11 protein-coding genes and 1 pseudogene are annotated in these 13,506 nt (G+C 71.9%); 2 read left to right on the top strand and 10 right to left on the bottom strand.

Translation table 11 applies throughout. From position 1 onward, the window contains the following. Positions 1 to 4 precede the first annotated feature (4 nt). The 5 genes from MKK52_RS19550 to MKK52_RS19530 all read right to left on the bottom strand — a co-directional run bounded on the left by MKK52_RS19550 (position 5) and on the right by MKK52_RS19530 (position 6,276). Positions 5 to 214 carry a DUF1656 domain-containing protein gene (locus tag MKK52_RS19550; protein WP_243956618.1) on the bottom strand — a complete coding sequence of 70 codons (210 nt, stop codon included), beginning with the start codon at positions 212 to 214 and terminating at the stop codon, positions 5 to 7. After that, positions 211 to 2,244, bottom strand: a complete 2,034-nt coding sequence (locus MKK52_RS19545) for an FUSC family protein (protein ID WP_243956617.1) — start codon at positions 2,242 to 2,244, stop codon at positions 211 to 213. Before MKK52_RS19545 ends, MKK52_RS19550 begins: the two co-directional genes overlap by 4 nt. Next, positions 2,241 to 2,690: a MarR family winged helix-turn-helix transcriptional regulator gene (locus MKK52_RS19540; RefSeq protein WP_243956616.1), complete on the bottom strand. Its 450-nt coding sequence runs from the start codon at positions 2,688 to 2,690 to the stop codon at positions 2,241 to 2,243. Before MKK52_RS19540 ends, MKK52_RS19545 begins: the two co-directional genes overlap by 4 nt. A gap of 65 nt (positions 2,691 to 2,755) precedes the next feature. Further along, positions 2,756 to 3,874, bottom strand: a complete 1,119-nt coding sequence (locus MKK52_RS19535; RefSeq protein ID WP_243956615.1) for a fumarylacetoacetate hydrolase family protein — start codon at positions 3,872 to 3,874, stop codon at positions 2,756 to 2,758. A gap of 95 nt (positions 3,875 to 3,969) precedes the next feature. Next, positions 3,970 to 6,276 (bottom strand): Tex family protein, encoded by a 2,307-nt coding sequence (locus tag MKK52_RS19530; protein WP_243956610.1) that lies wholly within the window; start codon positions 6,274 to 6,276, stop codon positions 3,970 to 3,972. Positions 6,277 to 6,402: 126 nt separating this feature from the next. Between MKK52_RS19530 and MKK52_RS19525 the strand changes: the two are divergent. Then, positions 6,403 to 7,389, top strand: a pseudogene (locus MKK52_RS19525) (L,D-transpeptidase family protein); the annotation flags it as partial. 17 nt (positions 7,390 to 7,406) lie between these two features. Here the strand turns inward: MKK52_RS19525 and MKK52_RS19520 are convergent. The 5 genes from MKK52_RS19520 to MKK52_RS19500 form a co-directional block, all read right to left on the bottom strand. Further along, positions 7,407 to 8,477: a hypothetical protein gene (locus MKK52_RS19520; RefSeq protein ID WP_243956607.1), complete on the bottom strand. Its 1,071-nt coding sequence runs from the start codon at positions 8,475 to 8,477 to the stop codon at positions 7,407 to 7,409. A gap of 143 nt (positions 8,478 to 8,620) precedes the next feature. Next, a complete protein-coding gene (locus MKK52_RS19515; RefSeq protein WP_243956604.1) occupies positions 8,621 to 9,961 on the bottom strand; it encodes an LLM class flavin-dependent oxidoreductase in 1,341 nt (446 codons plus the stop codon). Next, complete coding sequence (locus MKK52_RS19510; protein WP_243956602.1) at positions 9,958 to 10,611, bottom strand: methionine ABC transporter permease; 654 nt, start codon at positions 10,609 to 10,611, stop codon at positions 9,958 to 9,960. The genes MKK52_RS19515 and MKK52_RS19510 overlap by 4 nt, the downstream gene beginning before the upstream one ends. Then, the gene (locus tag MKK52_RS19505) at positions 10,592 to 11,725 is read right to left on the bottom strand and encodes a methionine ABC transporter ATP-binding protein (RefSeq protein ID WP_243956600.1); all 1,134 of its coding nucleotides are present in this window, start codon (positions 11,723 to 11,725) and stop codon (positions 10,592 to 10,594) included. Before MKK52_RS19505 ends, MKK52_RS19510 begins: the two co-directional genes overlap by 20 nt. Before the next feature lie 2 nt (positions 11,726 to 11,727). After that, positions 11,728 to 12,528 carry a MetQ/NlpA family ABC transporter substrate-binding protein gene (locus MKK52_RS19500; RefSeq protein ID WP_243956597.1) on the bottom strand — a complete coding sequence of 267 codons (801 nt, stop codon included), beginning with the start codon at positions 12,526 to 12,528 and terminating at the stop codon, positions 11,728 to 11,730. A gap of 509 nt (positions 12,529 to 13,037) precedes the next feature. Here MKK52_RS19500 and MKK52_RS19495 point away from each other — a divergent pair. Beyond that, positions 13,038 to 13,499 (top strand): (2Fe-2S)-binding protein, encoded by a 462-nt coding sequence (locus tag MKK52_RS19495; RefSeq protein WP_243956595.1) that lies wholly within the window; start codon positions 13,038 to 13,040, stop codon positions 13,497 to 13,499. The last annotated feature ends 7 nt before the right edge of the window (positions 13,500 to 13,506 follow it).

Here is a 13,506-nt window from a genome sequence, read left to right as displayed (position 1 = left end):
GGGCTCAGGAGGCGAGGGGCTGCGCGAGGCGCACGACGCAGCCGAGCAGGAGGACGAAGAGGGCGAGGTCGAAGAGCGGCCGGTGCCAGACGAGGCGGTAGAGGCCGCAGCGGGCGAGCACCCGGCGCAGGACCGCGCTGAGGAGGAAGGCGATCAGCATCCAGGCCGCGAGGCTCGGGACGTAGACGCCGTAGAGGTCGAGTTCGCCGGTCATGCCGCGAGTGCCGTGGGGAGGGGCGCCGGGCGGCGCGGGCGATAGGGGGCGGCCTCGGGGAACAGGCCGCGCCGGAGGCCGACGAGGCCGAGCAGCGCCGCCCGGTGGCCGGGATGCTCCGGGGCGGTGGCGGTGGCGGCGAGGGCGTGGTCGAGGATGGCCAGCAGGTCGGCCGGCGGGCGCGCCGCCTCGCCCGCGAAGTCGCGGGCCATCGCCGCGAGCAGATCTTCGACCGCATGCCGCGCCTCCGGCGCGAGGTCCCGCCGGCCCCGGCGCAGCTCGACCACGTTGATCCCGACGCGCACCTCGCCGATCAGGTCGGCGGTCCCGGCGGCCTCCTCCGGCGGCAGGGCGGCGAGGCGGGGGGCGAGCAGCCCGACCCGGTCGAGCATGATCGCCGCGAGGGCGAGCCCGCTCTCAGCCCCGTGGCGCCCGGCGGCGCGGGCGAGGCTCGCCCGGTTGATCGCCCGCAGGCGCCGCGCCGCCCAGCCGGCACCGAAGGAGCGCACGAGGCGCGTGACCACCACGGCCACCCACATCCCACCGACGACGGCGATGGCGGAATTGGCGAAGGCCGCGAAATCCCCGGTGTAGCTGCTCTGCAGGGCGATGAGGGCCGAGCCGTTCACGGCGGCGCCCATGGCGAGCGACGCGGTCCGGGGCTGTGTCATGCAGAGGCCGCACAGGATGAGGGCCGGGGCGAGGGCCAGCGCCAGCATCTCGAAGCTCGTGGCCTGGGGCAGCACCCCGAACAGGTAGACGCCGGAGACCACGGCGCCGAGGATCGCCGAATGGGCGAAGGTGAGGATCGACGGCGCGGGATCGTCCTGCGCGGCGAAGAAGCAGCAGCCGACCGAGGCCATCATCGGCGCGCCCGCGCCGTCCGGCCAGCCGGTGGCGATCCAGAGGGCGCAGGTGAGCAGGATCACGAGGAAAACCGTCACCGCCGAGAGCAGGGCGACGCCGTGGTCGCGGTGGCGGATGCGGCGGGCCTGCGCCGTGTAGCGGAAGGCGGGCGCCCCCTTCACGGGCACGCCCTCCACGACGTGCCGCCGCAGGGCCTGGATGTCCTGGCGCAGGTCGATGAAGTCGCGCATCCGCGCCACGAGGCTCGCGAGGACGAGGTCGCTCCATGGCGAGCCCGCGCGCAGGGATGGATCCACCGCGTCCGCCTCCCGCCGCAGCCGGCCGGCCTCGGCCGGGTCGGCGCTGCCGGAGGCGATCCAGGTGGAGAGGGACGCGAGGAGCGCCCTCGCCCGCGCCGGCAGCGCGCCCTCCCGCGTCAGGGCGTCCGCCCGGTCGCCGAGGGCCGAGACGATGGGCAGGACCATCAGCATGTGCTGGCGCAGGGTCGCCATGGAGGCGGAGGCCGCCTCCGTGCCTGTCCCGTCGTAGCGGAGCGGCGTCGCCAGGGCGTCGAGGGCGATGGCGCCGGAGGCGAGGCGCAGGCGCGCGGCGGGGTCGTCCCCCTCGCCCCGGACGATCCCCGCCGTCCAGGCGCGGGCCTGCCCGAGCCACTGGTCCAGGCGCTCGGCGATCAGCGGGGCGACGGAGCGCGGCAGCACCACGGTGTTCACGAGGCTGGCGCAGAGGATCCCGAGCAGGATCTCCTCCGCGCGGGCGACCCCCGTGTCGAACATCGTGCCGGGCTCGGCGACGGCCGGAAAGCCGATCAGCGCGGCCGTGTAGCCGCCGAGCATCAAGAGGTAGCCGCGCGGCGTGCGGTCGAGCAGGGAGAGGTACAGGCACAGGGCGACCCAGATCGCGATGGCGAGGGTCAGCCATTCCGGCGAATTCGCGAGGTTCGGCACGAGGATCACGCTCACCACGGCCCCGAGCAGGGTGCCGAGCACCCGGTAGAGCGCCTTCGCGCGCGTCGCCCCGGCGAGCATCTGGCTCGTGATGTAGACGGTGCCGAGCGCCCAATGGGGGCGCGGCAGGTCGATCCACATGGCGAGGTACAGCGCCAGGATCGCGGCGGCGAAGGTCTTGAGGGCGAAGGCCCAGTCGCGCCAGCCGGGAAGGGTCACGGGGTCGCCTCCCCCGTGTAGCGCTGCAGGGCCGCGAAGACCCGCAGGCTGGCCTCGATGTCGGAGCTCTCGACCTCCCCGAAGATCGCCGCGCGGAGGTCTTCTAGATCGGCCTCCATCCGCGCGACGACCGCCCGGCCCTCCGCCGTCAGGCTGAGCACCTTGGCGCGGCGGTCGGTCGGGTCTTCCTTGCGGAGCACCAGACCGGCCGCGCAGAGCTGGTCGAGGAGGCGCACCAGGGACGCGCCCTCGATTCCCACCGCGTCGGCGAGGGCGTTCTGCCGGGGCTCGCCCCCGTGGCGGCCGATCAGGAGCAGGGGCAGGCCGGTCGCGTCCGAGAGGCCGTAACGCTCCGTGACGACGTTGGCCGCGCGGCGATATTGCCGCCCGGCCAGCAGGAGCGTGTGGGTGTAGGCGCGCCGCAGCCGGGCGACGTCATGGCTCATCGGACCGGCTCCTTCGCCGACGCTTCGTGAGCCAATAGTTAGCAAGCTAGCTGTAAGTCTGCAAGCTATGTCGCGCGGGAGAGCAGCCCCCGGCCGGCGAGGTTGCGCATCAGGGCGCCGATACCCTCGGTCCAGGGGGCGGCGTCCTTCGAGGTGGTCACGCGGTTCACGAGCTTACCGAGACGCGGGCTCGCGATCGTCACCCGGTCCCCGACCTTGTGCGTGAAGCCCCGGCCGGGCTCGTCGCGGTCCTGGATCGGGGCGAACAGGGTGCCCAGGAACAGCACAAACCCGTCCGGGTACTGGTGCTCGCTGAGGGATTGGCGGACGAGATCGAGGGGATCGCGGCTGATCTGGCTCATCGCGCTGGCGCCCGTGAGGCGGTAGCCGTCCTCGCCCTCCACCACCAGTTCGAGTTCGGCGTGGCGCACGTCGTCCATGGTGAAGCGGTCATCGAACAGCCGCACCAGCGGGCCGAGGGAGCAGGAGGCGTTGTTGTCCTTGGCCTTGCCGAGGAGCAGGGCCGAGCGGCCCTCGAAATCGCGCAGGTTGACGTCGTTGCCGAGGCTCGCCCCGACCGACGTGCCGTCCGGGGCGACGAGCAGCACGATCTCCGGCTCGGGGTTGTTCCACGTCGAATCCGAGCGGATGCCGATCTCGGCGCCCCAGCCCAGGGTCGAGAGGACGGGGGACTTGGTGAAGATCTCCGCATCCGGCCCGATGGCGACTTCGAGATACTGCGACCACAGGCCGTCCGCCATCAGGGCGCGCTTGAGGGCGGCGGCGTCCTCCGTGCCGGGCACGACGGCGCGCAGGCTTCCCCCGATCTGCACTTCGAGGCGGGTGCGGATGGCGGCGGCGGCGGCCGGGTCGCCGTCCGCGCGCTCCTCGATGACCCGCTCCAGGGCCGAGACCGCGAAGGTGACGCCGGAGGCCTTCACGCATTGCAGGTCGATGGGGCTGAGCAGGGCGAGGCCGTCCGGCCCGTCGAGGGGGCGCCCGCCCGCCCCGGTGAAATGCCGGGCCTCGACCAGCGCCGACACGGTCGGCGCGACGGCGGCCATGTCGTAGACGCGCCCGCCCTCGATCAGGATCGGGGACGGCCCCTCGGGCAGGTGCGCCCGGCCGAGGAACAGGCCCTCGCGCCAATCCGCCGGCAATGCCTCCGCCGCCGAGAATGCCATGCGCGTCGCGTCCCTGGTTCGGCGGCGCCGATGGGTCACCGCTCTCGTGATGACCCCAAGGGAGGGCCCGCGCGGGCGGGCCTGTCAAGCAGGCGCTAGCGGCCGGGCCGGGTCGTCGCCCGCCGGAGGGCGGCGGCCAGGGCGCCGTCGGGCTGGCCGGCGGGGGCGGGCGCGGGCGCCGGCCGTGCGGCCGGAGGCCGGGACCCGGCATTGGGGGCCGCGCGGTCGATCGGATCGTCGAGGCGCATCGAAAGGGCGATTCGCTTGCGCGGCACGTCCACCGACAGGACGAGGACGCGCACCACGTCCCCGGCCTTCACCACCTCGGAGGGGGCGGAGATCCGCCGCCGCGCCATGGCCGAGATGTGGACGAGCCCGTCCTGATGGACGCCGATATCCACGAAGGCCCCGAAGGCGGCGACGTTCGTCACCACGCCTTCGAGCTGCATGCCGGGCTTCAGGTCGCCGAGGGTCTCGACGCCCTCCTGGAAGGTCGCCGTCTTGAAGGCGGGGCGCGGGTCGCGGCCGGGCTTTTCCAGCTCGGCGATGATGTCGCGCACGGTCGGCACGCCGAAGCGCTCGTCCGCGAAGGCGGCGGGCGAGAGGGCCTTGAGCTTGGCGCCGTCGGCGATCAGGGCGCGGATGTCGCTCTTCGTGGCCTCCAGGATGCGCCGCACCACCGGATAGGCCTCCGGGTGGACGCCGGACCGGTCCAGCGGGTTCTCACCGCCCTGGATGCGCAGGAAGCCCGCCGAGAGTTCGAAGGTCTTCGGCCCGAGGCCCGGCACCTTCTTCAGCGCCACGCGGCTGCGGAACGGGCCGTTCCCGTCGCGATAGGCCACGATGTTGGCGGCGAGCGACGCGCCGAGCCCCGAGACCTGCGCCAGCAGGGCGGGCGAGGCGGTGTTCACGTCGACGCCCACCGCGTTCACCGCATCCTCGACCACCGCCGAGAGGGAGCGCGAGAGCTTCGCCTCGGTCACGTCGTGCTGGTACTGGCCGACGCCGATGGATTTCGGGTCGATCTTCACGAGTTCGGCCAGCGGATCCTGCAGCCGCCGGGCGATGGACACCGCGCCGCGATGGGACACGTCGAGATCGGGCAGTTCCCGGCTCGCGATCTCGGAGGCCGAGTAGACCGAGGCGCCGGCCTCCGAGACCATGACCTTGGTCATCCTGAGGTCGGGGTTGGCGGCCAGCACCTCGGCGGCGAGCTTGTCGGTCTCCCGCGAGGCGGTGCCGTTGCCGATGGCGACGAGGTCCACCTTGTGGGTGCGGCAGAGCCGGCCGAGGGTTTCGACCGTCTCGCGCCAGCGGCGCTGCGGCTCGTGCGGATAGGTGGTCTCCACGGCCACGACCTTGCCGGTGGCGTCCACCACCGCGACCTTCACGCCGTTGCGGTAGCCGGGATCGAGCCCGATCGTCGCGCGCCCCCCCGCCGGGGCGGCCAGCAGCAGGTCCTTCAGGTTGCCCGCGAAGACCTTCATCGCCTCGGCCTCGGCCTTCTCGAACAGGCGGGTGCGCAGGTCGGTCTTGATGCCGGTGCGGATCTTGGTGCGCCACGCCCCGCGCACCGTCTCCAGCAGCCACGCATCGCCGGGGCGGCCGTGGGCGGCGACGCCGTGGCGGTGGCAGATCGCCCGCTCGAACGGGCCGGGGGTGCCGGCGGGCATGTCCTCGCCCTCGGCGGCGAGGTCGAGATCGAGGATCTCCTCCTTCTCGCCCCGGAACAGGGCGAGGATCCGGTGCGAGGGCATGCGCTCCAGCCGCTCGCTCCAATCGAAGTAATCCGCGAACTTGGCGCCCGCCGCCTCCTTGCCCTTGCGGACGCGGGAGACCGCCTGCCCGGCGCGCCAGAAATCCTCGCGCAGGCGCCCGACGAGGTCGGCATCCTCCGCGAAGCGCTCCACGAGGATGTGCCGCGCCCCCTCCAGCGCCGCCTCGGCGCCGGGCACGCCCTTGTCCGGGGCGACGTAGCGGGCGGCGAGGCCCGCCGGGCTCGGCGTCGGGTCGGCGAGCAGGGCCTCGGCCAGCGGGCCGAGACCGGCCTCGCGGGCGATCTGCGCCTTGGTCCGCCGCTTGGTCTTGTAGGGGAGGTAGATGTCCTCGAGCCGCGCCTTGGTGTCGGCGGCGGCGATGGCGGCGGCGAGCTGCGGCGTGAGCTTGCCCTGGGCGCGGATGCTCTCCAGCACGCTCGCCCGCCGATCGCGCAGCTCGCGCAGGTAGCCGAGGCGTTCCTCCAGCAGGCGCAGCTGCGAATCGTCCAGCGAGCCCGTCGCCTCCTTGCGGTAGCGGGCGATGAAGGGGACGGTCGCGCCCCCGTCGAGGAGGGCGACGGCGGCCTCGACCTGGGCCTCCCGCACGCCGAGTTCCCCGGCGATCAGCTGGTTCACCGACGTCATCTCGCCCCCTCGCCTTCCGCACCACCGTGAGGCGGGCGCTGTAGCGCCTGGCGGCGGTTCGGACCAGGGACACGGGGTTCGTCGGCTGCCCCGGTCTGGCCAATCTCTTGGGACATAGGAGGTGGCATGATCCGCATCCGCGCCACGGCAGCTCTCCTGATCGGCCTGACCGGGCTCGCCGGCTGCCACGAGACCTCCACCCGCCACCTCGACCCGATCCCGCCCCGGACGCTCTCGCTGATGGCCAAGGCCGGCATGAGCCCGGCCGACCCGATCCTGATCCGCGCCTACAAGAAGGAATCGGAGATGGAGGTGTGGAAGCGCGGGCCGGACGGCCGCTACGCGCTGCTGAAGACCTATCCGGTCTGCCGCTGGTCCGGCCAGCTCGGCCCGAAGGTGAAGGAGGGCGACCGCCAGACGGTCGAGGGGTTCTACACGATCACGCCGGGGCAGATGAACCCGAACTCGTCCTACTACCTCTCCTTCGACACCGGCTTCCCGAACGAGTTCGACCGCGCCAACGGCCGCACGGGCAGCTACCTGATGGTCCACGGCACCTGCTCGTCCATGGGCTGCTTCGCCATGACCGACCAGACCATCTCCGAGATCTACGCCCTGGCCCGGGAGGCCTTCGCGGGCGGGCAGCGGAGCTTCCAGTTCCAGGCCCTCCCGTTCCGCATGAACGCGCAGAACCTCGCCACCTTCCGCAACGACCCGAACATGCCGTTCTGGAAGAACCTGAAGGAGGGTTCGGACATCTTCGAGGTGACGGGCCAGGAGCCGCAGGTCGGCGTCTGCGGCCTGCGCTACAGCTTCGGCGGCCCGGAGATCGCGACCAACCCCTGCGCCCCCGTCATCGACCCGGCCGTGGCCGCCAAGCAGGCGGCCGACGAGCGCCGCGTGGCGGAACTCGCCGCAGGCGTGGCGGCCAAGCGCCTCGTCTACAAGGACGGCGGGCAGAACCCGGTCTTCAGCACGAACTTCGCGCCCCCCGCCGAGGAGGCCGCCCTGCCCTACAGCGCCAAGGAATACAGCCAGCGCGACCTCGGCACGGTCAGCCGTCCCGACGCCCTCGTCGGCGGCCCGCAGGAGATCGCCGCGACGGCCGGCGGACCCGTGGCGGCGCGGCGCTAGCGCACCCGCCAGGTCGGCCGCCCGATCAGGTCGGTGAGACGCTCGATCCCGTCCTCGACGATGGCATCGACCCGCCGCAGCCACCGGGGCGGCGCCCGATGGCCCGCATGGGCCATCACATCCGCGACCAGTCCCTCGACCTCCGCCTCGCTCTCCGGCGGCAGGGTCCGGCCCGCCAGCTCGTTCGGCGGGAGGCCGGGGCCGCGGGCCACGACCGCATCCCAGTTGCGCCCCCAGGCGAGGGCGGCGAGGCGTTCGTTCGCCTCCCCGTGATAGGCCTCGACGGCGGCGACTGCCTCGCGCGCCTCGCCCCGGAACGTCTCGGCATCGAGGCCCCGCGCCCAGGCGAGGTTGTCGAGGAGATGCCCGAGCCGCCGCCTCTGCCCGGCGGCGCGCCGATGCAGCCCCAGCGCGTGCAGGCGGCGGGACGCCTCCACGGCGAAGGGGCCGGACCTGCGGTTGACCCGCTCCAGCAGGTCGCCGGGCGCCAGCAGCGGGTCGAGCCGTTCCGTCAGCCCCAGTTCCGCGACGAGGCGCACCAGCAGCGGCGCGGGCGAGCGCCGGTCGCGGACGGGCACGATTCGGATCCGCTCCCCGGCGGCGCGGCGCCAGGGGTCGAGCAGGGCAAGGGGATCGTAGCGATCCGAGAAGCCCTCGCGCCGGACGAAGCCCCGGAAGGTCCGCGCCTCCGCGAGGATCTGCGTCCGCTGGGCATAGGCGCAGGCCAGCCGCTCGGCCTGCGGCGTCGCCACCAGGGCCACCTCCATGGCGAAGCCGAACCGGCCAAACAGCGCGGCGACGCGCGCGGGGCCGCCGGGATCGGGCCGCTGCACGGAAAAATCCTCGCAGGCGACGATCACCGTGTCGGCGTCGGTCTCGGCCAGGATCGTGGCGAGGCGGGCGAGACGGTGCTGGCTCACGTCGGCCGAGGCGTGCAGGACGGGCGGCGCGAGCTTCGGGGCGCACAGCCCGACCTCGCCGAGGTTCGGCCTCAGTCGCGTCAGCACCTCCTGGAACGAGGTCGCGCCGGTTCGCGGCAGGCCGAGGGTGACAATCGCGCGGCGCATCGGGCCAACTCCTGTGTGGGCATATTTCCCACTCGGCTCGGACACGACAACACGCCGCCCGAGCCCTCAAGCTTGCCCTCCGGTATAAGTGGGAATTTTGCCCACGCAAAGCCCGCCGGGACGCCGGGCGTGCGCCCCGGCACTCAACCCTGGGCGACCCTGCGGCGGCGGTCGCCCGCGCCGAAAAGCTTGTTGCGGAGCGTGCCCGGCGCGTAGGCGGTCTTGTAGAGGCCGCGATCCTGCAATTCGGGGATCACGATGTCGATGAAGTCCGAAAAGCTTTCCGGCACGACGATGCGACTCAGATTGAACCCGTCGACCTCGCCTTCCTCGACCCAGGATTGCAGTTCGTCGGCGATGGACACGGCATCGCCGGTCAGCACCGCGTAGCGCCCGCCGAGCCCGAGTTCGCCGAGGAGATCGCGCTTGGTCAGGCCGCGCTGGGCGGCGGCGGCGGTGGCCGACTGGATCGCGTTGCCCGGCGCGTAGGGGATCGGCTCGTCGAGGCCGTAGCGGGCGAAGTCGATGCCGGTGGAGGCGGAGAAATGCGCGAGCCCCGCCTCTGAACTGGCGTAGCGGCGATACTCGTCGCGCTTGTCCTCCGCCTCGGCGCGGGTGCGGCCGGGAATGGCGGCGAGGCCGAGGAAGACCTTCACGTCCTGCGGGTCGCGCCCGGCGGCGGCGGCCTCGGCGCGGATGGCGCGGACGGAGTCGCGGGCCGTCGCCTTGTCGCGGGCGGAGATGAACACGCATTCCGCGTGGCGCCCGGCGAAGGCCCGGCCCCGGCCGGAGGCCCCCGCCTGGTAGAGGACGGGCGTGCGCTGGGGCGAGGGCTCGCAGAGATGGGTGCCCTCCACCGACAGGAACTCCCCGCGATGGGCGATCTTGCGGATCCGCGCCGGATCGCTGAACACCCGCGCCTCCCGGTCCCGGCGCACGGCGGCATCGTCCCAGCTCTCTTCCCAGAGCTTGCCGAGCACGTCCAGGTATTCGTCCGCGTAGTCGTAGCGGCGGTCATGGGGCGGCAGCACCTCGCCCCGGCCGCGATGGGCGCTGTCGAGATAGCCGGTGACGACGTTCCAGCCGATCCGCCCGTTGGTCAGGTGGTCGAGGGTCGAGATCCGCCGGGCGAAGGTGTAGGGCGCCTCGGCGAAGACGTTCACGGTGACGCCGAAGCCGAGATGCTCCGTCACCGCCGCCATGGCCGGGACGATGAGGGTCGGGTCGTTGACGGGAAGCTGCACCGCCTCCCGCGCGGTGACGTCGATGCCGCCCCCGTAGATGTCGTAGACGCCGATGATGTCGGCGAGGAACAGCCCGTCGAACAAGCCGCGCTCCAGGAGCTTCGCCTGATCGGTCCAGTAGGCGAGGGTGTTGTACTCGGGCGAGCGGTCGCGCGGATGGGTCCACAGACCGTGGTTGATGTGGCCGACGCAGTTCATGTTGAACGCGTTGAGCCGGATCTGCTTGGCGGGGGGCTTCATCGCGCGCGCAGCCTCCGCACCGCGCTGTCGCCCGCGAACTGCACGAGGCAGACCAGGGCGATCAGGATCGCGATCACCACCGTCATCACGGTGGTGTCGAAGCGCTGGTAGCCGTAGCGGATCGCGACGTCGCCGAGCCCCCCGGCCCCCACCGCCCCGGCCACCGCCGAGGCGCCGATCATCGAGACGAGGGTGATGGTGAGGCCGCCGACGATCCCCGGCAGGGCTTCTGGCAGCAGCACGTGGAGCAGGATGTGGCGGCGGCGGCAGCCGATGGATTGCGCCGCCTCGATCAGCCCCGGATCGACCTCCCGCAAGGACACCTCCGCGATCCGCGCGAAGAACGGCGTGGCGCTCACCGCCAGCGGCACGATGGCCGCCCAGACGCCGATGGTGGTGCCGACCACGAGCCGGGTGAAGGGGATGAGCGCCACGAGCAGCACGATGAAGGGCACGGCTCGGAAGCCGTTCACCACGATGCCGACCACGCGGTTCGCGCGCGGCGCCGGAAAGATGCCGCCCGCCCCGGAGGTGACGAGGAACAGCGCCAGGGGGATGCCCACCGCCACCGCGACCGAGGCCGACACGCCGACCATGAACAGCGTGTCGAACGCCGCCTGCGAGAGGCGGTCAATCATCTGCGGCGACATAGCCGATCCCCTCGACGTTCAGCCCGATGGCCCGCAGCTGGGCCTCCGCTTCCGGCCATTCGGCGGCGACGAGCATCCGCCCGACCGCGTGGCCCTGGATGCGCTCGATCTCCGCCTGGAGCAGCCGCACCGACCCGCCCGCCGCCGCGGCGAGGGCCGACAGGTCCGGCGCCTCCCGCCCGGCGAAGGCGATCCGCAGCAGCGCCCGCGCACCGGGCACGGGATGCGGCGAGACCCGCCCCGCCAGATCCTCCGGCAGGGCGTGGGTGAGCGGCGCGAGCAGCGCCCGCGTGGCCGGGTGCTCGGGCGCGCCGAAGACCCGCCAGACCGGCCCGGTCTCGGCGACCCGCCCGGCTTCCAACACCACGACCTCGGAGCAGATCTCGCGGATCACGCTCATCTCATGGGTGATGAGGATGATGGTGAGCCCGAGCCGCCGGTTGATGTCCCGCAGCAGGCCGAGGATCGACAGGGTGGTCTCGGGGTCCAGCGCCGAGGTCGCCTCGTCGCAGAGCAGGATCTCCGGGTCGCTGACCAGGGCGCGGGCGATGCCGACCCGCTGCTTCTGCCCGCCCGACAGGCGCGACGGGTAGGAATCGGCCTTCCCCTCCAGCCCGACGAGGCGCAGCGCCTCCTCCACCCGCCGGGCGGTCTCGGCCCGGTCCACCCCGGCGACCCGCAGGGGCAGCGCCACGTTCTGCCGGACGGTCTTGGCCGAGAGCAGGTTGAAGTGCTGGAAGATCATGCCGATGCGGCGGCGCAGGGCCACGAGCCCCTCCGTGCCGAGCCCGGCGATGGGCTCGCCGTCGATCAGCACCCGGCCGGAGGTCGGCTCCTCCAGCCGGTTCACCGTGCGCAGCAGGCTCGACTTCCCCGCCCCCGAGCGGCCGATGATGCCGACGATCGCGCCCGCCGGGATGGCGAGGGAGATGTCCTCTAAAGCGCGGACCTCGCCCCCGGCGGATCGGTAGGTCTTGGAGACGCCCTCGAACCGCACGGTTCCGCCCGTCCGGGGCGCGGCGGGCGCCGGGGCGGCCGAGACGGGGCGCGAGGCGGCGGCGCCGCCCGCCCAGGCCTCCGCGTCGTGGAGGCCGACGAAAGCCAAGCCGTCCATCGTCACTTCTGCCACGCCAGTACGTACAGCTTGTCGCTGCCGGCGAAGGACTTGTGGATCTGCTGCTTCACGGCCTCCGAGTTCTGGAACAGCGCCACGAATTTCCTGACGACCGGATCGTCCTTGCGCGCGGCTTTGGTGACGAAGCTCACCGTGAAGAGCTTGTCCTCGATGCCGGAATAGAGGAGCGCGCTCGTCGGGTCGAAGGTCCCGGCGGCGATGATGAAGTGCGGGTAGCCCTGCGCGAGGTCGACATCGCCGGTGATCCGCACGAGCTGCGGCCCCTCGACCTCGGTGAATCTCAGCTTCTTCGGATTCTCGGTGATGTCGTCGACCGTGCCGAGGAAGCCGACGCCGTCCTTGAGTTTGATGAGCCCGGCCTTCTGCAGGAGCAGCAGGCCGCGCCCCTGGTTCACCGGATCGTTGGCGATGGCGACCGTCCCGCCGACGGGGATCTGGTCGAAGCTCTTATGCTTCAGGGAATACAGGCCGACATTCTGCAGGATGCCGAGGCCGACGATGTCGAACGCATAGCCCTTCTGCTTGGAGGCGTTCTCCATGAAGGGCCGGTGCTGGAAGAAGTTCAGGTCGATGTCGCCGGCATCCAACGCGACGTTGGGCGTGGTCCAGTCGCTGAATTCCACGACCTTGACGTCGATGCCCTGCGCCTTGGCCTCCGGGATCAAGGCGTTGACGGCGTCGCTGTAGGCGCCCGGCACGGTGCCGACCTTCAGGGTCTCGGCCTGGGCCAACGTCGCGCCGAGGGTGAGGAGGGCGGCGGCGAACATTCTCGGAAGGCGCATCGGTGGGAAGCTCTGGCAGGCTGTTGTCGTCGGCGAGTGTGTAGATCGCCGGGCCGCCGCCCGACATTCCAAAGATCTTCGCCCGCGAGGACGAATGATCTCTGCGGGCCCGGAAAAAGAGGAGCCTGTCGCGACAGGTCGAGGCGCATGAAACGCGATGTGGGACGAGGTGAGAAAACCGCGCATCGTTTTCGGCGCGTCGTGCGTTCCCGCAAGCAGAGCATCAGCTCACGGGGGGATGAAACGACAACGAGGAGGCCAATATGCTGCGCGGTGGATTGCTTTGGTTGTTGGGGATACCGCTGCCGATCATCCTGCTTCTGTGGTTCTTCGGCGTGTTCCACTAAGCATCGACAGACAGCGGGCGCCTTCCATGGCCAGTACGGTCGGTCCTGGAACGGTGCCCGTCCGGCAAGGTGTCCATGCCGTTACTTGCGCCCTTGCCCCTTGAGGCGAAGGCTGCTCTGAGGATACGGTATACATTACGCCTGTTCCAGAGAGAGAATCCGATGGCGCGTTTGACCGTCAACGGCGTCGTCCGCGAGGTCGATGCCGAGCCCGACACGCCGCTCCTCTGGGTGATCCGCGAGCAGATCGGGTTGACCGGCACCAAGTATGGCTGCGGCATCGCCCAGTGCGGCGCCTGCACTGTGCATATCGACGGGGCGGCGGTGCGCTCCTGCTCGATGCCGCTCTCGGCAGTGGAGCCGGGGCAGAAGATCGTGACGATCGAGGGGCTGGCGCCGGGCGCCGCCCATCCGGTGCAGCAGGCCTGGGCCGAGCTCGACGTGCCGCAATGCGGCTTCTGCCAGCCCGGCATGATCATGGCCTCGGCGGCCCTGCTGGCGCAGACGCCGCACCCGAGCGAGGAGCAGATCCGCCAGGAGATCACCAACATCTGCCGCTGCGGCACCTACAACCGCGTGTTGGCGGGCATCAAGCTCGCCGCAGAGCGCGGCCAGTCCGGTTGAGGGGTTT

Source organism: Methylobacterium sp. J-067 (assembly GCF_022829465.1).
Classification (GTDB): Bacteria; Pseudomonadota; Alphaproteobacteria; order Rhizobiales; family Beijerinckiaceae; genus Methylobacterium; species Methylobacterium litchii.
This window is presented reverse-complemented; position numbering and strand designations above follow the sequence as displayed.